A 24,630-nucleotide genomic window follows, 5' to 3' on the forward strand; every position below is an offset into this window, starting at 1 on the left:
ATCTAAAAAGGGGTTGTATTGAATGATCGCTGTGTACTACGCTATTATCTATGGAGTAATTGTTATCTCGGCAGCTATCATCGGCTATTTGATGTGGTATGTCTTCAAACAATCTAAAGGTACCGAAGACATGCAGTCCATCTCAAATGCCATCAAAGAAGGTGCTTCTGCATTTCTTAAACGTCAATACAAAACAATCGCCTGGATTGCTCTCATTTCATTAGTTATCATTTGTATAGCGACATATTTCGGCCGTATAGCTGAAAATGCCTCTTCATCAGAAGCATTAAGTTACGCGATACATACCGGAATCGCGTTTATTACAGGTGCTTTTTGCTCAGCACTGTCTGGATTCCTCGGAATGTATATGTCCGTTAACAGCAATATAAGATGCGCAGACGGTGCAAAAAAGGGTTTAAACCACGCACTCCAGATTGCTTTTAAAGGCGGAGCTGTAACTGGTCTTGCTGTTACAACTCTTTCACTTCTCGGTGTTACAACGCTGTTCTTAATTTATGGCGGATACACCGGAGGTAATATAAAAGAAGCTCCTTCGCTTATTGTTGGCTTTGGTTTCGGCGCCTCACTTGTTGCTTTGTTTGCACAGTTAGGCGGCGGTATTTATACAAAGGCCGCGGATGTCGGTGCTGACCTCGTCGGAAAGGTAGAAGCCGGTATCCCAGAAGACGACCCAAGAAACCCTGCAGTTGTTGCTGACCTTGTTGGTGACAATGTCGGTGACTGCGCAGGAAGAGGTGCTGACCTTTTTGAATCAACAGCAGCAGAGAATATAGGCGCTATGATAATTGGCGTCGGATTATATCCTGTGTTCGGTGTTGCAGGCATTCTGTTCCCGCTTGTAGCTCGTGCACTTGGTATTATCGCATCAATCATCGGAATATTAACTGTTAAAGTTAAAGATGAAAATTCCGATCCTATGAAGTCATTGACAAAAGGCTTCTTCATTACGGCAATTATAATGGCCGTTGTATTCCTCTTTAATGTTAAATTAATGCTCAGCGGCACAAATGGTTCAGTTAACTGGATCGCCCTTTATGGATGCGCACTGATTGGTATATTGTTAAGTATTGTATTCGTGTTTATTACTGACTATTATACTTCTTACAGAAGAAGACCTGTTCTTGAAATGGCAAAATCCTGCAAGACAGGTACTGCTACAAACATCATCACTGGCGTTTCAATGGGTATGGAATCCGTTGGACTGCCTGTTCTCTTCATTTCGCTCGCTATTTTCGGTTCATACAACCTTGGACGTCTTGCATTAGGTGATGTTTCTGGTATTTCTGACCCGGGTATATTCGGAACAGCAATCGCGACAATGGGTATGCTTTCTACCTGCGCGTATGTTCTTGCTATGGATACCTTCGGTCCTATCACTGATAACGCCGGCGGTATCATAGAAATGTCTGGTGCTCCTGAAGAAGTCAGGAATACAACAGATAAGCTCGATGCCTGCGGTAATACTACAAAGGCATTGACAAAGGGCTATGCGGTTGGTTCCGCTGCTCTTGCTACTTTCCTTCTCTTCTCGGCTTATATAGATGAAGTCAAGAAGCTTATTGGCCTGGATGCCTCGGCAAATTACTCTGTCGATATTGGTAAGCCTTCAGTATTTATTGCTTCCCTTATAGGTGCATGCGTTGTATTCCTCTTCAGCTCAACTGCAATCAGAGCTGTTGGTAAGGCTGCGCAGTATGTTATCGTGGAAGTACGCCGTCAGTTTAAAGAGATACCCGGTATTATGAAAGGCGAGTCTAAACCTGAGTACGGTACCTGCGTTGATATTGTTACAAAAGGCGCATTGAGAGAAATGGTCATTCCTGGCCTTATCGTTGTTCTCATTCCTATTCTCGTCGGTATCCTGCTCGGTAAAGAAGCTGCCGCAGGCTATTTGATGGTTGTCACTATAGCAGGCGTCATACTCGCTTTGTTCTTAAACAACAGCGGTGGTGCTTGGGACAACACGAAGAAATATATTGAACTTGGAAACTATGGCGGCAAAGGTTCAGACGCTCATAAGGCCGGTGTTGTCGGCGATACAGTCGGTGATCCGTTCAAAGATACCGCTGGTCCGTCACTGCACGTCCTTATAAAACTGACGAGCACAATCACACTTGTCTTCATCGTTCTGTTCTTTGCTGCATAAGTAATTGAGAATAGTAACGGGGCTGTATCAAAACGCCGAGATTATCGGCGCCAGATACAGCCCCTTTTTTATGTAAATTTAAGCTATGCTATATCAGCTTGGATTTCGCAAGTCTGTTAGCTTTGGTGTAATATTGTGCGAAAATGGTCAGCAAAGACACTTAAGTTAATAGAAAATGTTTTTTATCTAACATTTTATGATATCTTCATAATCTTGAGGTGTCATACCAATAAAATCTTTGAAGACTTTAAAGAAATACGTATAATTATTAAATCCCACCTTCTTAACAATATCCTTCAGTTTGTAATCACCACTCTCAATTAACTGTTTTGCATGTTCCACTCGGATATAGTTGAGGTATTCATTAAACCCCTTATTACAATCTTTTTTGAATACCCGGCTTAAATATGAACTGCTGATGCCTATGTAATCTGCAGCATCGTTTAAAGATATGTTATTCCCATAATTTCTTTGAATAAATTCCAAAGCTTTTTTAGTTGTTTCTGAATAGCTTGGATCAATATTTGAAACTTCAATGAGTTTGAACAGCTTATCGTATATACCTATTATCCATTGCTTTACGTCTTCAATAGTTTCATATTTCTTCATTTCATCATACGGAATGTCTTCATTTTGGTATATTGATTTGATATCTATCCCCGATTCTCTTGCCACTTTATTTACGATATTAATAAGCTCTGCACATATCATCTTGATAGACCTTTGACTCACTTTGCAAACTAATAGATTATCGAATATCTTTTTAATGCAATTTTCAAGGCTCTGTTTATCAAGGGTCTTTAATGATGATACTATCGTTTTTTCATCTTCTACTTCAAGATTCAATATTTCTTTTTCAGTTTCACTCTTTATTTCGCCTTGAATAACTATATTTTTCCCTTTATAAAATTTACCTTCCAAAGCTTCTACTGCTTTTTTATAATATCTATGTAAATCTTGAATGCTGTCAAAAGTATTACTTATGCTAAAGCAAGCTGTAATATTCAAATATCTTTTAATACTTGTTCTTATTCTGTTTATAGCTGTCATAATGTAATCATGTATCTGAAGATCGCTCCGCATATTGCCAAGCGAAAAAATGATTATGAACCTCTCATTTTCAATATTGGATATAACTGATTTGCCCATATCCTTTAATATTTCTGTTGATATATCCATAAAAGATGAAATGAGTTTGATCATGCCTTTAGCCTGAAGCTTCTCTTGTAAAAAAAGAAAATCATCAATTTCAACAACTACTACAACCAGGTTATTTAATTCAAGGTCTATATTTAACTCATCTATCTTCTGTTTGATTTCATCTATTTCATCAATCCCACCCAGCGCAAGCTGGTAAATAAACTCTTTCACCATAACATTTCTGCTATTCATAATCTGCTTTTGCAGCCTGCATTTATTTTCGTTTTCTTCTTTATCATGAATAATTAAATGTCGAGCTATGTTTAATACATTTAATAATGTTCCTGCATCCAGTTTATGTTTCAGTATATAATCAATAGCCCCATTCTTCATGCTCTGCCTGATAAAATCGTATTCATCATATCCACTTAACGCTATCACCTTAATATTCGAAAAATTCTCCACTATGTAGTCGATAAGCTCAATTCCATTCATTACAGGCATGCTCATATCGGTAATTACTATATCAGGCATTGAATCTCTTATAATTTGAATAGCAACTTCCCCATTTGCAGCCTCTCCACATATTTCAAAGCCATTTTGGTTCCAATCTATCATTGTTTTTATATTTGTACGGGCGATAGAGTCATCATCTACGATTAATACTTTAATCACAACAAAATCCACCTTTCACATAACGATAGGAATTGTTATTTCTACAGTTGTGAAAAGATTTTCTACACTCTGTATGTCCAAGCCGTATTCTTCGCCAAAATACATCTTGATTCTTTCGTTAACATTAAAGATTCCTATTCCGCTAAAGCTGGATTTGTCATTATTTCCTTCACGCGTTAATATATTAGCCAGTTTATCTTCTGGAATCCCTACGCCATTATCTGTAACCGTGATTTTTATAGTATTGTCATACATAAAACCTTTTATAACAACTATTCCCTGACCTTCCATAGGTCCAATTCCATGTATTAGGGAGTTCTCAACTATAGGCTGAAGGGTAAATTTGGGGATTTTATAATTCAGTATCCTTTCTTCTATTTCATAATTAACCTTAAATTTATTGAAATATCTGTATTCTTGTAAATTGACATAGTCTTCTATATATTCAAGCTCTTCACGTATGCTTATCAGCGTATTTCCTTTACCCATATTTGCATGTAAAAGATTTATAAGCGATGTTATAATACTCTCAATATTATCGGCATTTTGCAAACCTGCAAGCCATTTAACAGTATTCAATGCATTTGAAAGAAAATGTGGATTTATTTGAGCCTGTAAGGCTTTTAATTCGGCGTCGCGCTTCTGCCTTTCCTTATACTTTACATCATCCATTAATTGCCTTACTTTATCCAGCATTATGTTGAAGTTTTGAGTAACTTCACCTATCTCATCCTTACTATCATCCTTAATACTTATAGAAAGATTTCCTTTTTTAGCTTCATTCATTGAAATTATTAACTTTTTTAAAGGCATCGAAATACTTCTTGAAAACACGTAAGACAATATAACCGCCAACACAAGGCATGCCAAACTAAGCAGCAGTATATTTATACCAATCTTCTTCGATTCTGAATTAAGATATGAATATGGTATCGTACTCACGACATACCAATCAGTACCCTCAATAGGAGCAAACGCTACTAAAAAACGATGATTGTCCATTTTAAAGTCGAAAGATCTATTTTCTTGCTTTTGGTTTTCAATTACGGACGTTAGCAATGCGTTGTTTTTATATGGTTTGGATACCTCAATATCTGATTTACTGCTGGAAACTACCGTACCTTTTGAATTAATGATAAATATGTGCCCGCCTTGCCCTATATCAAGATTCTTATATATACTTGAAAAATATCTTTCATTTATTCTAATTATCAGATAACCTATTATGTCTCCACTGTTCAACGACTTTACTGCTCTGCCTATGAGTACTCCATTACCTTTATTTAAAACCGCATCTTCAGTCGCAAAATTAACTTGGTATTCTTCATCTCCCTTGCTTATTGGAGTCCAGATAGGCCTTCCTGCACTTTTATAAAGTTCACTAATATAGGTATCGAGAAAATTCTTTTTCAATTTGAACTCAAAGTTATAATCTCCATAAGCTATTATTTTATCTTTATTGTTCGTATACAATAAGACATCTGAAACATCATGAAGATATGAGAATTTCTTTACCAGCATTTCTTTCATGTCATACTGAGTCTTTGATATTTGCCATAAACTCATGTTGTTATAATTGAGCAGTATGTGCTGCACAATATCTGAAAACTCTATATCAACACTATCATTTTCCAACCTTTGTATATCCCTTTGAATGTTTTCTCCCACTTGATCCATAGCCTGGACTGAATAGGTATTTATTTTTGCTTTTATTGCATCGCTTGAACTTTTATAGGAAAATATACTTGTAATTAAAAGTGGGATCAATGAAAGAATAAAAAATAAAAGCAAAAGTCTATATTGAATCTTTATATTCCTAAATAGTTTTCCTAATTTCGAAATCTGTTTGGAAAACAAATTATGTAGAATCATCTTTTTTGCACCTCTTGGTACATTTTTTCCATTGCTACGACTATTATCTACATATATAAAATCTTCCGATAATATTATATCACAAGCTTTTTCTATTTTTGACATTGTTATAAGTTACAACTTTTATTTTAAATATGTTTACCATATCAATTTACATTTCTTTTTATGTTTACTTGATTTTTCAGCCATCTGTTATAGCCTGATTCACTAACTTCCAACGATTTGCAAATCTCTTTTACGGTGAATTCTCTTATAAACTCCCTTGCAAACAGATACCTCTTTACTTTTAGTAGGGTTGGCTTTTATTCCGCTTTCATGGATCCTTTGCCAGTCAGCAATGGGGTAACAATAAATACCAAGATGTGTCGCAGCCTTTTTTGATTACGTTGGACAACTTCAGTGCTTTTTCCACTCATTCATCTATCTATAATATCAGTCAATGAGTTTTCAAAGCATGCATACGATGATTCAATTAACGTCTTCTCTGGAAGTTTAAAAATATACAGCACATCACCCTGCTTTTCACCATATGACAGGTATATCTCAAGCCCTGAAGAGCTTGAGATATACCATGATTGTCCTGCGTATAATATTTATTTATTAATATTAAATCTCAAAACATTCCACGATAGTTTTGGTATTTTAATGTTCATCACGCCATCAGCTTTCTCGACATCAAGAACCCGCGGTTTAACTGCATCTGGATTTTCAAATGTATTCTTTGCATTCAAATCGGGCCCATCCATTATAATATGTTGCATAAATTTAACTTCTCCAAAAGATCTTATGTCAAGTGTAAGTTCCGTATCTTCATCCTGCCCGCAGTTTAATATAAATACTGTAAGGGTCCCATAACTTTCATCATAAGCCGCAGCAGTTTGAAGTATTGGCGCATCTCCATATGATTTTGTTTTAAATTTCGGGCAATTAACAAGTGTCTTCAGTGCTACACCTCTACCATATAACGATACCTGTTGGAATGGATAATATATTGCCTGTTTTATGGCCTTTCCACCCTTTTGAGTGTATATAGGTGCTATAACATTAACAAGCTGAGCAAGGCAAGCCATTTTTACCCTATCGCAATTATTTAAAAGTGTGCATAACATGCCGCCAAACACAAGTGCATCCAATAATGAATAAATATCTTCCAATATGGGTGGAGCGATCTGCCATGGGAACCTTGTTTGTTTCTTTTGATACCATACATTCCACTCATCAAAGGATATCATTACTTTCTTTTTACTGCGTTTCTTTGCTTTTACATAATCTATTACTGAGGAGATTGTATGTATAAAATCGTCCATATCTACGAAAGACGCAAGAAAATCATTTACATCTCCTTCGTTCTCATAGTACCTGTGCATTGATATATAATCCACATAATCATAAACATGCTCCAATACAACCCTATCCCATTCAGGATAAGTTGAAAGCAATGGAGTAGAACTTCCGCAAACAACCAACTTTATACTGGGATCTACCCACTTCATTATCTTCGCGGTTTCAAGTGCTTTTTTCCCATAATCTTCTGCTGAAAGGTGACATGTCTGCCATGGGCCATCCATTTCATTTCCCAAACACCACACCTTTATATTATGTGGCTGTTCGTGCCCATTTTTTCTTCTTAAATCACTATAAAAGGTTCCTGATGGAAAATTGCAGTATTCGACTATGTAACCGGCATCTTGAGGAGTGCCTGTGCCGAGATTTACAGCATACATGAGTTTGACATCTGCTTTTTTGCACCAATCAACAAATTCATCAATTCCTACTTCATTTGTTTCTATGGATGACCATGCATAGTCAAGCCTTCTGGGCCTGTTTTCCTTTGGCCCTATTCCATCGGTCCACTTATACCCTGAAACAAAATTACCTCCTGGGTATCTGACAATTGACACATTCAATTGCTTAACCAACTCAATTACATCTTTCCGAAAACCCTGCTCATCTGCTGTAGGGTGACCCGGTTCATATATACCTGTATATACTGCTCTTCCAAGGTGTTCAATAAATGAGCCAAACAACCCCGGGTCAATTTCGCCTATTGTATAATCCTTGTCTACAATTAACTTTGCCTTATTCATGCTATACCTCCGTTTATTTAATATGCATAAAGTTTACCCTTTAACGCCCCCAATTGTCAAACCCGAAATAAAGGATTTTTGGTTAAACAGAAATAATATCACTATCGGAACTACCGACATAACAGCACCCGCAAGCAACAGGTCATAATTGTTTCCATAAGGAGTAATCAACGCTTGAAGACCTATGGGGAGGGTCAACATATTATCCGACCGCAATACAATCAACGGCCATACAAAGCTGTTCCAGCTTGTCATAGCCTGAAGTATCGTCATAGCACCAAATGCAGGTTTCATAAGAGGCATCATTATCCTGAAATATATTCCAATCTCTGAACAGCCATCTATTCTTCCAGCATCGATAAAGTCCTTAGGCAATCCTACCGCATATTGCCTAAAGAAAAACACGGCAAATGGGGACACCAGAGAAGGCAATATTGCCCCTAAATATTTGTCAATCAGTTTCAATGAAATTGAGAGTTTATATAAAGGAAGTATTAGAATTTCCACCGGCACCATCATCACGATGAGCACTATTATGAATATCAGCCTTTTGCCTTTGAAATCATAAACGGCAAGCCCATACCCCACCATTGATGTAAAGAAAAGAGATAAAACAGTATATAACAGAGTTATTATCAAGCTATTTCTATACCAGTACAAGTATATGCCATCTCTCGCAGTATAAAGAAGCTTATAATTGTTCAAGTTCCAGAGCTCAAAATGTGGATTGAGACTGATACCATTGCGTATCATTTCAGATCCCGGCTTAAAGGAAGATACAAGTAGGAAGAAAAATGGTGCTACACAAAATATGCTGAATATCGATAGTATAATGAATATTAGTATTTTGGCTGCCAAATTGCGCTTTTTATCTGTTACCATAATCAATCGCTCTCCTTTTTGAAGAACCCTGTCAAAGTAAGCTGTATTATGTTTACAGCCATTACTATAATCAATAGGGTCAAACCAATTGCTGAACCAAACCCAAGATCATTCTGATTAAAGCCTTGCTGATATATGTAGTTTACTATAGTCATGCCTATTTCGCCGGGAGAACGGGGGCCACCCCACAAAGCAAACGATTCCGCAAACATGGAATATCCACCATACACACTTATTGTAAGGACATAAATTATAACAGGCTTTAGTCCTGGAATGGTTATGTGCATAAACTTTTGCAATCCGTTTGCTCCATCAATTGAAGCTGCTTCGTATAAATCTGCAGGTATTGACTGAAGACCTGAAAGGAAATATATTATATTGACGCCGAGCCATCTCCAAGTGCAGAGTATTACCAACACAAGCATAGCTGTATGTTTACCTTGAAGCCATACGACTGGTTCAAACCCAAGCTTGCCAATGATAAAGTTGACAAGCGTAGTTTTCTGTTCTCCAAATGCCAACCTGAAAAATAGGCCTGCTACGATTACTGATGTTAACGCTGGAATAAAAAGTGCTGACCTGAAAAAGTTTTTCGCAAACGTCAGCTTGCTGTTAAGCAATACAGCTAAAAAGATTGGCAAGGGAATCAACACAAGTATTGTCCAAAATGTATACCTTGTAGTAACAATCAGCGCATTTAAAAAGTGTTTGTTAAAAAGGCTTGAGTAGTTTTTTAATCCAACAAACTCTACCTCTCCGGGGCCCATTATTTTCTGGAAGCTCATTATAATCGTAGATATCATAGGATATAGGAAGAATACTAAGAATGAAATAATAAATGGCAATACAAATATGTAGGGCACAACCTTTTTTGAATTAAGTATATTGCTTATTCTTTTACTATTTGATAATTCGGTTTTCACATCTGACACTCTAAAACCCCCTTTTAAAGTAAAAGATTCAACATAAAGTTGAATCTTTTACTTTAATAAGCTTGTATTATTTCTTGTTGTTAAGTTCTTCGGTTGCTGCTTTTAATGCCTGTTCAGGTGTCTCACTCTGCTCCTTCAATACTTTGAACATTACGTCTTTCTGAAGCAGTGTTATTGCCTCAGGATAGTTATCAGTAAGATTCAGTCCACTTATATCTCCAACTACTGACTGCAATGTACTGAACACATCAGTTCCAAAGTATTCAGTATATTTGTTTGGAGCTGACATAGCAGGATCGGTCCATGCATCTTTCCTAATCGGGTCAAATCCAAGAACAGTCCAGGTCTTTATGCTGCCTTCTTTTGAAAGCTTTGCTTCTGCCATAAATTGTTTTACAACCTCTATATTCTTGCATTGTTTGGTTATTACAGATGCGGTTCCACCCATACCTGCTGATTTCTTTCCGTCGGGGAATACAGGCATTGGACGAATAATTATTTTGCCTTTTAAGTCTGGCATATATTGTACAAACCTGCCCATGTACCAAAGCGGCATCCAGATTGAAGCAGCATTTCCTTTATTCATCCATGCCCAGTATTCCTCAGAATGATGGAAGCCACCAGGCGCCACTACTGCAATCTTGTCTTTATAAAGCATATCTTTGAGCATTTGCAGAGTCTTTATATTTACTTCGTTGTCCATTACTGCTTTGCCGTTGGTATCAAATAAGTCGGAACCCTGCATAACTATCAGAGGATAATATGACCAATGCTCGGTTGTCTCTATTGTGGTCATTGGCTTTCCTGTTGCTGCAACTACTTTCTTGCCGGCTGCGATATAATCGTCCCATGTCTTTATATCATCTGCATTTACGCCAGCTTTATCAAGAATTTCCTTATTGTAGTACATAACTTCAGCACCAACATGGTAGTCAATGCCATAGTACTTGCCGTCTTTTGCATAGTTGTCAAGTCTACCCATTATGAGATTGTCCTTGACAGGTTCAACTATGTCATTAAGCTCAACAAGAGCAGGATTGCTTCCTTGTACAAAGTTGGCGAACTTATTAATTTCAATGTCTGCTATATCGGGAGCGCCTATACCTGATTGCAGCGCTATGAGAAGTTTGTTGTGAAGTTCATCGTAGGGGTAAACATCAGTCTTTAGTGATAGCTTTTTGTCAGAATGGTTCTTATTCCAAGTTTCAATGGCATCATCCCAAAATTGTTTATGTAACTCCTGGAATGTCCAATATGACACATTTATTGTCCCACCACTTTTTGTCTTTTGCCCATTCTGCTGTGCAGTTTTTTTACTGCATCCACCAAGGACTAGCGGTACAGTAATCAGCATAGCAAGAATGATTGAAAAAATCCTTTTTTTCAAAACAATCTCCTCCCTATTTTGATAATATTAATAAATGTTCTAGTCTCGCTCAAAAGAGTATGAACAATTATTACATTATGAAATGCTATAATTTATAGGAAATATTAATGTTGTATGACTGTTTATCTTTTCTGTGTCTCTATTTTAACTAAAAATAATTATTTTGGAATTTAAAAATTTTTACCTTTTGCTTAATTTTTTATAACTAAATAAAATACACAATATGCTAGTAAATTTATCATATTTGATACACGGCGGCAAAAGCTCAGACTGACGAGCACACTGCCGTTCTCTGACCTGTGCTCATTAAGTATATAGGTACCTCAACTCCATTTCTATACCCAATGATTTCCCCATTTTCATTTAAAGAAAGTTTATCGAACTCTCTTGGTGAATGTAGGCTTACAAATAAAGCACTTATGTCACCAATATTTTCCCCTAAAATCAATGGCCTTTATAACATTGGTTAGAATTATTGAATTATTATTTATATTCATTTCACCGACTAGAGTAAATCTAAAATTTTTATCATATGCTTTTTTTATTATCTGTTTTTGCATTGAATCACTAAGCAGGAACGAAGCATTGAAATCTGTAGCATAACGCAAACAAAATATGTTGAGTGCATTATCTAGTCGTACCAGTATATTAGAAAGTTTATTCAGGTTTTCCCATGCTCTCTTTTTTACCTTTTCAAAATCTACATCATCAGTTTGCAAAATAAACCTAAAAGTTTCCCCCATGTCTGAAACATAAAGTACATCTATATCTGTAAAAGCCTGTTCCCGGTAAAACTGAATATCATTTTCCCCTTTCCCAAAATCCATGCTTTTAAGGAAGGGATACACACTGTTGTAATCAATCTTAAACTTATATTGATTTAGAATATCATTAATAATGTCAACATATAATTTTAAAGTTTTCCTATAATCCTTTACTTGCTGATATTCCTTATAAATACTACTAACAGGTATAGACACACTGCTTAGGTTAGACTCCACAACAACATACTTCCCCTGCAACCTGGCTTTAGGAAATGTTTTATTTAAATCAAAAAATATCTTTCTTGAAAAATCGGCAATAGTAAGCATTTCTTACCTCCTCAATTACTATTAAAAAGCAAAGAGCATACTCTCTTAACTTATTCCAGCATCTGCTGGCTGTGTAAGAGAATATGCTCTCCATCTGTATACTTATATTTTACGTTATACTATTAGTAAGCACGATATATATTTTTGATTAAATATTGCCTTGTATCCCCTTTTACCCTTTACTCCTTAAATCTTATTCCTTATGAACTTGATTCAAGACCAAGGTTCTATTATATAAATGCTCACCGGCTATCATCAATAAATCCTATATACGATAAAACAACCTTCCACTGGTCTAACTTATCTTTGAATCGTGTGGCTTTTGCTGGGCTGGTAGACGGCAGTCTATAAAATAATAAGCCTTCTTTAAGATTCATTTTCCCTATTACCAATTTTCTAAATAATTCCTCTGCTTTACTTCCATTAAAAAATACTGCTTTTATATCAGGATACTGATTGAAAAAAGTTTCAAAATTATTAGGAACAGGGTTAATTATTTTGGAATCACTGATTCCTTCTCTATCACAACTTTTCAACACATCCCAAATAGCAATGTGGTGGTTCAATAAGAATATCTTCCTATTTTCATAATCTTCTTCAATGTCTTTATTAAAAAAGCCCGTATATTATCTTCCAGAACTAATTTTGCTTATTACCATAGTATTGCTGCTTTTCAAGAAACCTTACACTGGGCATAGTCCCCAAGACTAGTATTTTGCAGTTTTTATCAATAATTGGTTCAAAAGATGCAATCATTTTCTACCCTCAAATTAACGCTTGTCTGTCCATAAAATTCCTGAAACTACCTTTCTATCACTTCCATAAATCCAGTAATCAATGTTGCTGGTTTCCCACGGATAATACTCATTTCTTTTCTTTAATTGGTCCAAAACAGTATCCCCTAAATCTGCCTTACTCTTTTCAATAGAAACAAATGCAATCGGGATACCTTTATTTATGGCATATTCTTTTGCACCATGCCAATTATGCTTATACTTGTCTGCACCATTTGTATAATTGAGCATAACCAATAGGCCAAAAGCAACCCCAGCATAATCTTTTGTATTTTCCATATATGCAGCAATTGAATCTATCTTCTCCAAATATTTAGACACTATCGTTTCAACCTCAACTACTATAAAAGGTTTATCACCTTTGCATAATAGGATATCTGCATTTTTTTGCCCTTTTCTTCCCTTGCCAACAAACGGAGAGGGGGCGCCATCCAACACAGAATGGTCAGAGGACTTTTTAATCCATTCGCTTGACAAAAATCCTATAACAGAACTGTGAGAACTGCCGTACATTCTGGTGATAATATACCAATTAAATTCCTTAATAATGTTTTCTATAATAGAAGAATTCATATTTTATCGACCTCAATTTTTATATTTACCAACAACTATTTTATTTCATAGCCTCTTCTATACGATAAAGCATTTTACTCAATAAATAATCTGCCGTGATACCTTCATCTATATAGTCTGGCTGCGTTGCAATTGTTATGATTTCAGCATGACTAATAAACGGTAAAATGCCAAGTTCAAGGCGTGAACTGTGGACATCAATACAATTCCCATAGCCACGCCCCTATCTATTATGGTTATTTTATTACGTCTTTCCCTCAAGTATCTACTAAGCCCTGCTGTTTAACTTCTCATAGGTCTCAACCAGCATATACTCCATAAGCGCATTCTTAAATTGCTCATCATCTAAAACTCGGGTAAAGAATGCCTGGTTCTGGTCCATCCTGTCAATTACTTTATTAATAAACACTTTTTCGAAAGCAAGTCTAAAGTCGTCAATGGTATTTGTCTTAGCCTTTTGAACCAAATCCTCATCAGCGGCAAAATCCTCTTTAATCTGTTCAACCGATAACTGGTCGGCTTTTGTGAAGTCCGTTCCAAACCGCTTATTAAGACGCTCAATAATGCTGGACAGATATTCTTCCTGTTCTTCCTTTACCCCAGTTCCTGCAAATTTTACAGGTGTAACTGGTACATTTTCATCATCCGGGGTTAATGAGATGCTCCCTTCAAAGGTCTTTTTAGTGGTATAGTATTCCAAAGCAATTTCATCTGCTAAGTGAACAGTAGAGCCTTTTTCCTTTGGAAGTTTTTTAAGCAGATATGTTAAATATACATATAACTTATGGAGTTCAACATCTTCAAAAGGCGTGATTTGTAGGATGAAGGAATAAAGCCTTACGTATTTCATTGCCTGGCTGCTAAAATCCTGTTTCCGCTGTTCATCCAGTTTCTTAAACCTTTCTACGGCTGCATCTATAAAGTGGTTTAGCATTGCCCTGTCTTTAGAAGTCTTTTTATCCTTGGGCTTAAAATAAATATAAGCAAACTTATCTAATTCCTCTTTAAGATACACGCCGTATGCATGCAGCCCAGTTTCGATATCATAAATCAGGTTAGGTTCTGTCACTTCTTCCACAATAGTTGCTTGGTAATAGGGCTTGAAGGCTTCCTGAATATCCTCTGCCTTATTTACAAAATCTAATATAAAGGTATCATCTTTTCCTGCGCAGGTTCTGTTAAGCCTTGATAAAGTCTGTACTGCCTTGACTCCCGACAACTTTTTATCGACATACATGGTATGTAAAAGAGGCTGGTCAAAACCTGTCTGGTATTTTTCAGCAACTAGAAGTACCTGATATTCATCGGTAGCAAAACGTTCTGGAAGTTCTGATTCCTTAAATCCGTTCATATCACTTTCTTTATAATCTACACCACCATCTTTTACCGTTCCCGAAAAGGCTACTAATGTCTTCATATCCTTATAGCCCTTCTTTTTGATATATTCATCGAAGGCATGCTTATAGCGTACTGCATGGAGCCTAGAACTGGTTACAACCATCGCCTTAGCCCTTCCGCCTATTTTATGCCTGGTTACGCTCCTGAAATGCTCCACCATAATTTCAGTCTTTTGAGCAATATTGTGTGGATGGAGGCTTACATATCGTGTTAATGCCTTGGTGGCTTTTGCTCTGTCAAAAGTGGGGTCTTCTTCAATTTTCTTCGCCAGTTTAAAGTAGGTTTCATATGTAACATAGTTTTGAAGCACATCTAAAATAAAGCCTTCTTCAATTGCCTGTCTCATAGAGTATAGATGAAACGGATGTGGTAGTCCGTCAGACCCTATCGTTCCGAACATTTCAAGAGTTTTTGCTTTAGGTGTGGCTGTAAAAGCAAAGAAACTAATATTCGGCTGTTTTCCCCTTTTCTTTATTGTTTTTATAATTTCCTCCTCAGGGTCATATTCCTTGCCTTCCAACTCTTCATCCAGTTTTGCTGCTTCTTCTAGGCTATTGGCAGATAGAACTTCCCTTAAAGAAGCCATATTTTCTCCTGCACTGCTGGAATGAGCCTCGTCTATAATGACGGCATACTTACGATTTTCCAACTCTCCTACCTTTTCAATGATAAAAGGAAACTTTTGCAGGGTAGAGATAATAATTCTGGTTCCACTTTTCAGTGCATCAGCCAATTGATTTGAGTCTTTATCTATTTTCTGTACAACTCCGTGTTTATGCTCTAATTGATAAATACTATCCTGCAACTGCCTGTCCAAAACTCTTCTATCCGTAATAACAATAACCGAATCAAATACAGGGTTATCATTATCGTCATGAAGATTTGCAAGCCTGTGGGCAAGCCATGATATGGAGTTGGTTTTGCCTGACCCTGCGCTATGCTGCACAAGATAGTTCGTCCCTACGCCTTTCTTTTTTGCATCGGCTTCCAGTTTCCTTACTACATCTAATTGGTGGTATCTTGGAAATATGACGGTTTCCGAGGTATAAGTATTACCGTCTATGTCTTTCTTTTCTTGAGTCTCTATAAATACAAATCTTTTTAATATGTCCATCAGGCTATCTTTTTGAAGTATCTCTTCCCAAAGATAATCCGTTTTTAAGCCATCAGGATTGTCTGGATTTCCTTTTCCTCCATCACAACCTTTATTAAATGGAAGAAAAGAAGTTTTATCTCCTGAAAGTCTCGTAGTCATATATGCTTCTTGAGTATCTACTGCAAAGAATACAATGGCTCTTTTCTTAAACTGAAACAACAGTTCATTAGGGCTTCTGTCTTTCTTGTACTGCATGATTGCATCTTGATATGTTTGACCAGTGAAAGGATTTTTAAGTTCTAAAACAACAACAGGAAGTCCATTGATACATATAAGCATATCTATACTGTTTTCGTTTTTAGTGCTGTAGTGTACCTGCCTTGTTACAGATATTCGATTTTTCTCATAGAGTTTTATCATTTCATCATTTAATTTGCTGGCAGGCCGGAAATAGGCAAGGTCTAAATACACACCATAGTCTTTAATTCCATGTCTTAATACATCAATCATGCCACGGTTGTTTAGTTCCGTATTGAGTCGTTTTAGAATTTTAAACTTATATTGGTCTTTATGAATTTGTCTTAACTTATCCATCTTTTTCGGCTGAGTATCTTCTAAGAATTCAAATAGGAGTTTGGTATCCAAGGCATATTCTTTGTTGTAATCATCAGGACTGCCCTTAACATATCCATTTTTTAAAAGGTGCTCCTCAATATATTCTTCAAAGCCCTTTTCTAAAAGTTCTTCAGGAGTTTTAGCCATTTATATCCCCCCAACTAGTTTTCATCATAACTTTTTGTTATAAGTTCTTTTGCCTTTTCGAAATCATCTTTACTGTTTATCCTGACCTCTAAGTTTCCTGTGCCGTAATGACCGATATTGCTCACATCTCTTGTAAAACCTTCTTTTAACTCTACTTCGTTAGGATTTATATTCAAGTATATAAGAATCGATTTGCTTTTCGGATAAATCTCCACACAAGCAAAATTTCGTATTTTTTTAAAAGCAATGTAGTATTTCAGAACCTTTTCCTGGATGTCATCTCCGAGGTTTAATATAAAGTCCTTAACTGAATAATACAAATCCTGTAATTCTTTATCTGCCTGCTTCAGATTCTCTGTCACTGTTTTATATACACTATGTTTATTTGTACCATCATCTGAAACCAATGCAGTTTGCGACACTGTAGTAGCATTTACTAGTTCAAATAGAATCAAGTCGTCCTCATATTTTTTATATCTAATAAGTTCTATATTCCTATTAATCTGCTTTACAGCGTATTCATCAAACTTTGTAAAATCCCCTGCTATACACAAAAGTCTTGGCATGTACCATTCAATCTTATCAGCAATATCCTTACCTACTTTCTCCATTACAAGCAATTTGAACTCTGCTTTATGGTCCATTAGCCAGTCAAGATAATACAGCCCCTGATTTATTACATTTTCATTTAATGCTCTCTTGTATTCCAGTATAACTGGGCAATAGTTTTCGTCTATCCCCAAAGAATCTATTCTTCCGCCATGATTCTTGCCCGTAGAATACTCTGACGCCAGAAAAGTAATACCGAAAAATGCTTCCATATTGTTTTCAATTAATGTCTGAATAGATTTTTCAATGGCTACTGAAGTGCCTACAAGTTCTTTTACTTCATTTTTTATTCTAAAGAGTTTCAAATCACCCATATAAATCACTCCAATTTAATTGTTAACAACATAGTCCCTCACATCGATTTTTCCTGTTACTGCTTCTGATATAAGGGATTGGCGGTATTCTTTCAGTTTTTGGATTTGAGCTTGTATATCATTTACCAATTGGTTAATCTGCGTAGTGCAATTATCAAGATATTCTACAATATACATTTGCTCATCTCTATCTGGTAATGCACATTCTAAAGCACCAATGTCAGAAGCATTAACTGCAGGATAACTAACTCCTACTGACCTACGAACAATCTCATTAACATATTTTTCTGACCTCATTAAATAAAATAAATATTTCGGAACAACCTTTGATAGGGGAGTTAAGACTGCAAATCCTGTCGAACATATTAGGTTTGATTGAGCATTTTCAATAAAGGCTATTGCTTTCAAATATGTACGAACTGTGGATACTATGGTATCCCCCTTATATAAAATTCTTCTGGCTCTACTAGGTGCATCTTTAAAATTTAAACTTTGAACGCCATCAATTTCACCTATTGATGTTACGCTACTTATGTCAATATAATCTATTTCATAGTCGTCATCTGTACTTTCGCTTAATGTTTTATTATTAATTAATGATTCATACTTTATCTTTGAAAGCCTCCAATGCTCTGGAATCTCCCCTATCCACTCAATCCCTGAATCTTTCATCCTAACATTCGGATTAAGTCCTTTAGTAACGGCTTCAGTTATAATTGCTTGCCGTTTTTCCTGCAGTAGTTCAATTAATTTTTCTTTATCCTCAATTAAAGCATCTATTTCATTACTTTTTTTACTTAAATATTCAATAATGCCTTTCTGTTCTTCTTGACTAGGTAAAGGTATTTTTAAATTGCCTATAAAATCCCAATTAGCGCGTGGCATTTTCGTCCCATAGGTAGAAGAATTAACTACATCAATAAATTTGGGCGACAACATGAAAAAAAACATATATTTAGGCAAAATACCTTTGCATCTTAATACTAATAATTCTGATGTACATCTTCCTGAAAAATCAGCAATTAAACATTTGGCCAAGTATGGCCTAAGTTTACCAAATAATACATCATTCTTTTCAAAAACATTGGAGGTTCCTTCAATAACTTGTTGCTCATCAATATCGTCTATTAACAATTTTCCTGTTTTAGATTCAATGTTTTCCAATCCTATGTATGTCTTATTATTATATGAATCACTTGCTTTTACGTTTATTACATTGGCCAGATATTTTATTTTTTTCACTTCCCAATGCTCCGGTATCTCCCCTATCCAATCAACCCCTGAATCCTTATACCTTTCATACCTTTTATATTTACTCATTCACCCATCACCTTCTTCAACTTCTCTGAAATGCTCTTTTCCAACTCTATTATCTCTCTCATAATCTCTTCAGAAGGTCTCAGGGGCTGGTATTTATAAAAATGCCTTGTGAAAGGTATCTCATATCCGATTTTAGTCTTGGTCTCATCTATCCAAGCATCAGGCACGTGAGGCTTTACTTCCCGTTCAAAGTACTCATGTATATCTTCTTTTAGAGGTACGTTTTCAGTATCCCTCAAGTCTGAGTCTGGCTCAGGGTTACCTTTGCTGTCCACACAAATATCCGCTGTTTCATCTTTTTCGGAAAGTGCAGACAGGATGGCCTTCAAAAGCGCACTATCCAGTTTAATATCTCTGTCTTTAAAAGCCTTCTTAAGCACTTTTGTAAATTCATCTCTATTTTTATATAAAATAGTAGAGTCCATTGTTCTTAAAGTTTCTATTATTTGCTGTTGTATTTTTTTACCTTCTTCTATTTCTTTAAGCCCTGCTGTACCCTTTTTCTTTGACTTTGCTAGATTAATAAAGGCTGTTTCATTATATAAATTATTAATCCTTTCTTCAGTCACCTGGAAATTAAGCCTTAAAGGCCTTTCCACAACTATTTTCTGGTATCCGAAATCTTCATTGTCAAAAATTTTGCAGTATTCATTCTCTTTAAACTCACCATATATCCTTGTAATTTCTTTTATTTGCTCTTCAGTGATTTCATTTCTCTTGTTTCCAAGGCTTTTTCTCATTTTTTGATAGAAATCTACTGCATTAACCAACTGTATTTTACCCGTCCTTACAGGCCCCTTCATTGGGTCATTATTTTTACGATTGGTAACTATCCATATGTAGGTAGAAATACCCGTGTTATAGAATAACTGGTCAGGCAATGCAATAATACCTTCCAGCATGTCATTTTCAATTATCCAGCGCCTTATTTCCGATTCACCTGAACCTGCGTCCCCCGTAAACAATGGCGAGCCATTAAAGATAATAGCAATACGGCTGCCTTTTTCATCCTGTTTCATTTTAGATATTAAGTGCTGCAGGAATAAAAGGGAACCATCGGATATTCTGGGAAGCCCAGCACCGAATCTGCCGTTATACCCTTCTTTTTCATATTCTTCACGAATAAATTTCTCCGCTTTCTTCCATTCCACACCGAAGGGCGGATTGGTAAGCATGTACCTAAAGGTTCTTCCCCTATGTCCATCTTCCGTAAAACTGTCGCCTAAAATGATGTTATCTGCGTTTTGTCCTTTTATGAGCATGTCGGATTTGCAGATACTAAAGGACTGAGGATTTATCTCCTGTCCAAATAATTCCACTTGTATTCCCGGGTTTAATTCTTTGAGGTATTGCTCTGCAACCGAAAGCATACCACCTGTACCTGCACAGCAGTCATAAACAGTTACAATAAGCCATGGCTGGGTTAGTTCTTCATTATCCTCGTTTAAAAGAATATTAACCATTAACCTTATAACTTCACGAGGAGTGTAATGGTCACCTGCCTCTGCATGCTCAGAAAATCTCCTGATAAGTTCCTCGAAGATGTAGCCCATCTCGGTATTGCTAACTTTATCTGGGTGCAAGTCGATTTTGTTAAACTCTGATACAATTAAATATAACAAGTTGTTATCATTAAGTTTTGTTATCTGCTTATCAAAGTCAAAGTGTTCGATAATTTCTCTGACATTCTTAGAAAAGCCGTTAATATAATTCCTTAAGTTATTCGCGATGTTATCTGGGTCGGCTAATAATTTTTCAAAATCATACTTGCTTGTATTATTGAATCTTTGCTTTGATGTCCTATTTAAAACAGGGTCCATGTTTTGGGGTCCTGATTTCTTTAAGGTTTCATACTTTTCCAATACTTCCTTCTTAGTTGCTGCAAGAACACAATCAAAACGTCTTAGCACGACCATTGGCAGTATTACATCCCCATACTGCTCTTTTTTATACGGTCCCCTTAAAAGTTCTGCTATACTCCATATAAAGTTAACTTTATCTTGAAAGTTAATCAACCTTATCACTCCTACGTTATTTAATTTATTTTTAAATAGAAGTAAAAATTGATACTTTTACATCCATATAAAACCAAATATCTTAATATATAGAATTCTACATTTTTTGCTATTTCCTTTGTTTTTCATTACCTTTATGTGGTGACTCCCTAACTGCTAATAACATCTATTAATCATGCTAACAAAATAAAAACTATAAACATATAACTGCTTACAGTTCTTAAACATCTTGTTTTATCGTCAATGTTCCATTTTTAATGTGATATTGCTTATTATTCTTTTGGCAATAATTAATAACTTGAAAACTCGCATTGTTATAAAAATTTTTATAGTCTGGATATTGAGTTACTTTGGAATTATAATTTAAACGACCAAATATTATTTTATCAGCAAAATTAACAGCATTTAATATATCTTGCAAATCCTGGTCGATTATATTAGGTGTAGGATAAGGTTCAATACTTACCCATGTTTTGATTCCTTTCTTATGAAGTTCATATAAACTGTTTATTCTTTCATTATAAGGCGCTGAATAAGGCTCATATTGTTTTCGATATTCTTCGCTTAACGATATTAATGTGATTCCAACTTCATTTTCTTTACCTAATTGTGCTAATTCTATAGGCAATATCCCTTTTGTTAGCGTAGTACATTTGATATTAGCATTATTTAAAATATTTATTAATTTAAGAGTTAATTCTGCCACTTCTTCATATCCATACATAAACGGGTCTGTTGTAAAACTAAAATGTACAGACTTTATTTTATCTTTTAATTTGGGAATTTCTCTTTCTAAAAGTTCAACAGAATTTTCAACAATTATAGGTTTAATCCACTCTTCATATGTTTTTACTCTACCAAATCTTTTTGCCATTAAAAAAGCATAACATGGATATCTACAACCATGTGAGCATCCTTGTACATGATTTATCGTATAATCTCCATATTCAACTTCCGTTTTATATAATAAAGTTTTCCTTTTTATGTATTTCATACAATCTCCCTTAACTAAATATTATCAAATCTTTATCTTGAATGCTATTTTCAGTTTTACTGGTAATATGTTTAACCTCTACCTTGCCTTCTTTACGTAATTCCTTCAAAGCACTCCTTATATCACTTTCCAAATAAGGAACCTCATCTATATTTTCTTCTATGATATCATAAAAACTTATTTTTGTATTAGAATATTTGTTAAGCAAATATTGTTTTATTTCATATAACTTGATATCCTCTTGGTCAAATAAGGATAGATACCCATGTTTTGGTCCCATATACTCAACTTTACCATAATTGTATTTTGCAAAAGATGACTTCATTACCACACATCCCTTCTGATGATTAGTCAGATGAAATAAATAATAATACGTTCTATCGCGATTTGGAAACGATATACGATAATAATATACAAACTTTGAAATTCTTTTAAGTTGTCTTCTGTATAGTGAAACTATATCTTGCTCTCTGTTATTACTCCGCTCATTTATTATCTTTTTCCAATCATCACAACCAAAAAGTTTATCAATAGTTTTTTCGATTTTCTCTGCACCTAAAAACTCGTTTATTCTTGTATACATAAAATTTAAAAATATCTCTGACTTTGGCACAGTCATAATTCTTTTCAGCGTATCATAATTTATTTTAAAACCAAATGGGTCTATAAAAAAGAAAGTAGGTGCAAGATTACCATTTGTAGCATCAAAGATTTTATTTATTTCTTCATCAAAATCGCCTTGTATAAAATAAGGTTTAATTGTTATTTGATTATATTCGAAAACTTTTTTGAGATTTTCTATATTTTCTTCTTCTTTCTCTATTATTACAATATTTACTTTTCTATATAAATTCTGTTGATTTTTTTGAACTGCTTTTGCTACACGTATGGGAGAACCATAGTATACTTTATCATTATCTTTATATGCTCCACATCCACCAAAACAGTCGAAATAATTAAGTTTATGATAACAGCCTACTATCTTTATCCATTTATCAATATACTCTTCAAGCACTTCATGTTTCATTTTAGTTTGTCCTTCATAATTCCAAAAGAAAAAATCATACCCATCCATATAAATTTTACCCATATTTACACCCCACATAAATAGATGTTAACATAAAATAACAAGAAAACCTATTATAAACATTTCAATAATTATACTAATTTACCATAATATTATTTTATGATAAAATCTTTCAATATTCAATAAAACCATATAAATTTTGCTGACAAAAAACTACCTATTATAAAATGTAATATCGGCAGTTTAACATACCGTATAATTAAAAAAACAATCCTGCATTTAAAAGTTTTTAATACAATCTATAAATCAATATCTCAATCTATAGATGCTGATTTAAAACAATCTGTTCTACTCCATTATGATAAACAAAAATTAATTTTCTCCTGTCAAAAACAGGTCTTGCCCTATGAATAATCCGATGATGATTAGGACAAATAATAACCTGATTTTCGGCATTATTATTGAGTGATTCAACAAAGGGTTCTATATGGTGAGATTCTACAATATTGACTCCATATCTTGCACTAATATTTTCTCCACATATTTGGCAGCGATAATTATAAAGAAGTTTCAGGCTTTCTCCTATTGCCCTGTTAAGTTTACGAATCTTTACTATTTGGTTCATTGTAGCAATAGAAGAATCTAGTTTATTACAATGAAAAATTATTTTAGCCTTTTATTAAAAAGAAAAATTTGTCTACTTTTTAAGTAGACAGTTGAATAATAAATATAATTAATTTTTATATATCATTACAATGTTCACAAATATATTCCCACACTTCATCATCAAATTCATATTTCATCATTGCACTACTAAGAGCAATTTTAAGCATTTCGTCTATTCTATGGACGCTAATATCTCCACTACATCCAATTGAATTATAAATTTGATAATATCCTTGACCAATAAAATTAATATATGCTTTTTGCAATGCTTCTTCATATTCTAATAATTCATACCCATCTAGACCATATATATCTTTAAGATATTCTCTTGTTTTTTCTATTAACTCTTCTTTTGTATTTGCATATATTTTAGCATATTCGATGTTCTCATCAAAATAATATGTTTGGATTTTACTCATATATTGTTCATATAAATCATAATTATTAGCAAGTTTATTTTCTTTCAACAATTCTTTTTCAATATTTTTGAGTTCTTTATACTCAGCAAGATACTTTTCTAAATCACTTTGATTAAAATAATAGGTCATAATTCTTCATCCTTTCATGTTATTAAATCTTAATTTTCTAATCTTGATTGACTAAAACTAAATTTGATTTTTCTAATTTTTCTCTTTATCTATAAGTTTATATTTTTGATATAATTTATAGTCAAGAAATATTTTATATTCGAATTCTTATATCTGTAGGATTACAATAGATGTGTTACACTAGCGGATAAAAAAAGATAGCGAATAGGAAAAGCCTGTGCTATAGTTGAGCTGCAACCCACCAACAAAGCAAGGAGGTTTCCTATTCGCTATGAATAAGA

The 24,630-nt window shown here is 34.7% G+C and carries 18 protein-coding genes; 1 reads left to right on the forward strand and 17 read right to left on the reverse strand.

Annotated elements, in window-relative coordinates; all coding sequences use genetic code 11:
- Positions 1–25 precede the first annotated feature (25 nt).
- Positions 26–2,167, forward strand: coding sequence for a sodium-translocating pyrophosphatase (locus V6C21_RS06295; RefSeq protein ID WP_479268609.1), 2,142 nt, complete (start codon positions 26–28; stop codon positions 2,165–2,167).
- Positions 2,168–2,353: 186 nt separating this feature from the next.
- Here the strand turns inward: V6C21_RS06295 and V6C21_RS06300 are convergent, their stop codons facing one another.
- The 17 genes from V6C21_RS06300 to V6C21_RS06380 all read right to left on the reverse strand — a co-directional run bounded on the left by V6C21_RS06300 (position 2,354) and on the right by V6C21_RS06380 (position 24,349).
- Complete coding sequence (locus V6C21_RS06300) at positions 2,354–3,982, reverse strand: response regulator (protein ID WP_034835878.1); 1,629 nt, start codon at positions 3,980–3,982, stop codon at positions 2,354–2,356.
- A 15-nt stretch (positions 3,983–3,997) separates the two neighbouring features.
- Positions 3,998–5,959: a cache domain-containing sensor histidine kinase gene (locus V6C21_RS06305; protein ID WP_479268595.1), complete on the reverse strand. Its 1,962-nt coding sequence runs from the start codon at positions 5,957–5,959 to the stop codon at positions 3,998–4,000.
- A gap of 488 nt (positions 5,960–6,447) precedes the next feature.
- Entirely contained in the window at positions 6,448–7,941 is a 1,494-nt protein-coding gene (gene arfA, locus V6C21_RS06310) for an arabinosylfuranosidase ArfA (RefSeq protein ID WP_479268596.1), read from the reverse strand.
- A gap of 33 nt (positions 7,942–7,974) precedes the next feature.
- A complete protein-coding gene (locus V6C21_RS06315; protein WP_034842013.1) occupies positions 7,975–8,823 on the reverse strand; it encodes a carbohydrate ABC transporter permease in 849 nt (282 codons plus the stop codon).
- 2 nt (positions 8,824–8,825) lie between these two features.
- A complete protein-coding gene (locus tag V6C21_RS06320) occupies positions 8,826–9,755 on the reverse strand; it encodes a carbohydrate ABC transporter permease (protein WP_479268597.1) in 930 nt (309 codons plus the stop codon).
- 67 nt (positions 9,756–9,822) lie between these two features.
- Positions 9,823–11,142, reverse strand: coding sequence for an ABC transporter substrate-binding protein (locus V6C21_RS06325; RefSeq protein ID WP_479268598.1), 1,320 nt, complete (start codon positions 11,140–11,142; stop codon positions 9,823–9,825).
- 422 nt (positions 11,143–11,564) lie between these two features.
- Positions 11,565–12,233: a DUF1444 family protein gene (locus tag V6C21_RS06330; protein WP_479268599.1), complete on the reverse strand. Its 669-nt coding sequence runs from the start codon at positions 12,231–12,233 to the stop codon at positions 11,565–11,567.
- A gap of 242 nt (positions 12,234–12,475) precedes the next feature.
- Entirely contained in the window at positions 12,476–12,835 is a 360-nt protein-coding gene (locus tag V6C21_RS06335; RefSeq protein ID WP_479268610.1) for a DNA-deoxyinosine glycosylase, read from the reverse strand.
- Positions 12,836–13,003: 168 nt separating this feature from the next.
- Entirely contained in the window at positions 13,004–13,600 is a 597-nt protein-coding gene (locus V6C21_RS06340; protein WP_479268600.1) for a hypothetical protein, read from the reverse strand.
- Between the two features lie 268 nt (positions 13,601–13,868).
- Positions 13,869–16,856: a type I restriction endonuclease subunit R gene (locus V6C21_RS06345; protein ID WP_479268601.1), complete on the reverse strand. Its 2,988-nt coding sequence runs from the start codon at positions 16,854–16,856 to the stop codon at positions 13,869–13,871.
- 14 nt (positions 16,857–16,870) lie between these two features.
- Positions 16,871–17,779, reverse strand: a complete 909-nt coding sequence (locus V6C21_RS06350; RefSeq protein WP_479268602.1) for a DUF5655 domain-containing protein — start codon at positions 17,777–17,779, stop codon at positions 16,871–16,873.
- A gap of 15 nt (positions 17,780–17,794) precedes the next feature.
- Positions 17,795–19,099 (reverse strand): restriction endonuclease subunit S, encoded by a 1,305-nt coding sequence (locus tag V6C21_RS06355; protein ID WP_479268603.1) that lies wholly within the window; start codon positions 19,097–19,099, stop codon positions 17,795–17,797.
- Positions 19,096–21,114: a type I restriction-modification system subunit M gene (locus V6C21_RS06360; RefSeq protein ID WP_479268604.1), complete on the reverse strand. Its 2,019-nt coding sequence runs from the start codon at positions 21,112–21,114 to the stop codon at positions 19,096–19,098. Before V6C21_RS06360 ends, V6C21_RS06355 begins: the two co-directional genes overlap by 4 nt.
- Positions 21,115–21,334: 220 nt before the next feature.
- Positions 21,335–22,108, reverse strand: coding sequence for a radical SAM protein (locus tag V6C21_RS06365; RefSeq protein ID WP_479268605.1), 774 nt, complete (start codon positions 22,106–22,108; stop codon positions 21,335–21,337).
- Between the two features lie 10 nt (positions 22,109–22,118).
- The gene (tcmP, locus tag V6C21_RS06370; protein WP_041714816.1) at positions 22,119–23,198 is read right to left on the reverse strand and encodes a three-Cys-motif partner protein TcmP; all 1,080 of its coding nucleotides are present in this window, start codon (positions 23,196–23,198) and stop codon (positions 22,119–22,121) included.
- 256 nt (positions 23,199–23,454) lie between these two features.
- The gene (locus V6C21_RS06375) at positions 23,455–23,760 is read right to left on the reverse strand and encodes an HNH endonuclease (RefSeq protein WP_479268606.1); all 306 of its coding nucleotides are present in this window, start codon (positions 23,758–23,760) and stop codon (positions 23,455–23,457) included.
- 115 nt (positions 23,761–23,875) lie between these two features.
- Complete coding sequence (locus V6C21_RS06380) at positions 23,876–24,349, reverse strand: hypothetical protein (protein ID WP_073026957.1); 474 nt, start codon at positions 24,347–24,349, stop codon at positions 23,876–23,878.
- Between the last annotated feature and the right edge of the window lie 281 nt (positions 24,350–24,630).

This window comes from [Clostridium] cellulosi, from assembly GCF_036762875.1.
Classification (GTDB): Bacteria; Bacillota; Clostridia; order Oscillospirales; family Ethanoligenentaceae; genus Ruminiclostridium_D; species Ruminiclostridium_D cellulosi.

Coding starts and splice junctions, on each gene's coding strand:
- V6C21_RS06305 (WP_479268595.1), bottom strand. CDS start 5,959: ATGTCAAAAATAGAAAAAGCTTGTGATATAATATTATCGGAAGATTTT.
- arfA (WP_479268596.1), bottom strand. CDS start 7,941: ATGAATAAGGCAAAGTTAATTGTAGACAAGGATTATACAATAGGCGAA.
- V6C21_RS06315 (WP_034842013.1), bottom strand. CDS start 8,823: ATGGTAACAGATAAAAAGCGCAATTTGGCAGCCAAAATACTAATATTC.
- V6C21_RS06330 (WP_479268599.1), bottom strand. CDS start 12,233: ATGCTTACTATTGCCGATTTTTCAAGAAAGATATTTTTTGATTTAAAT.
- V6C21_RS06340 (WP_479268600.1), bottom strand. CDS start 13,600: ATGAATTCTTCTATTATAGAAAACATTATTAAGGAATTTAATTGGTAT.
- V6C21_RS06345 (WP_479268601.1), bottom strand. CDS start 16,856: ATGGCTAAAACTCCTGAAGAACTTTTAGAAAAGGGCTTTGAAGAATAT.
- V6C21_RS06350 (WP_479268602.1), bottom strand. CDS start 17,779: ATGGGTGATTTGAAACTCTTTAGAATAAAAAATGAAGTAAAAGAACTT.
- V6C21_RS06355 (WP_479268603.1), bottom strand. CDS start 19,099: ATGAGTAAATATAAAAGGTATGAAAGGTATAAGGATTCAGGGGTTGAT.
- V6C21_RS06365 (WP_479268605.1), bottom strand. CDS start 22,108: ATGAAATACATAAAAAGGAAAACTTTATTATATAAAACGGAAGTTGAA.
- tcmP (WP_041714816.1), bottom strand. CDS start 23,198: ATGGGTAAAATTTATATGGATGGGTATGATTTTTTCTTTTGGAATTAT.
- V6C21_RS06375 (WP_479268606.1), bottom strand. CDS start 23,760: ATGAACCAAATAGTAAAGATTCGTAAACTTAACAGGGCAATAGGAGAA.
- V6C21_RS06380 (WP_073026957.1), bottom strand. CDS start 24,349: ATGACCTATTATTTTAATCAAAGTGATTTAGAAAAGTATCTTGCTGAG.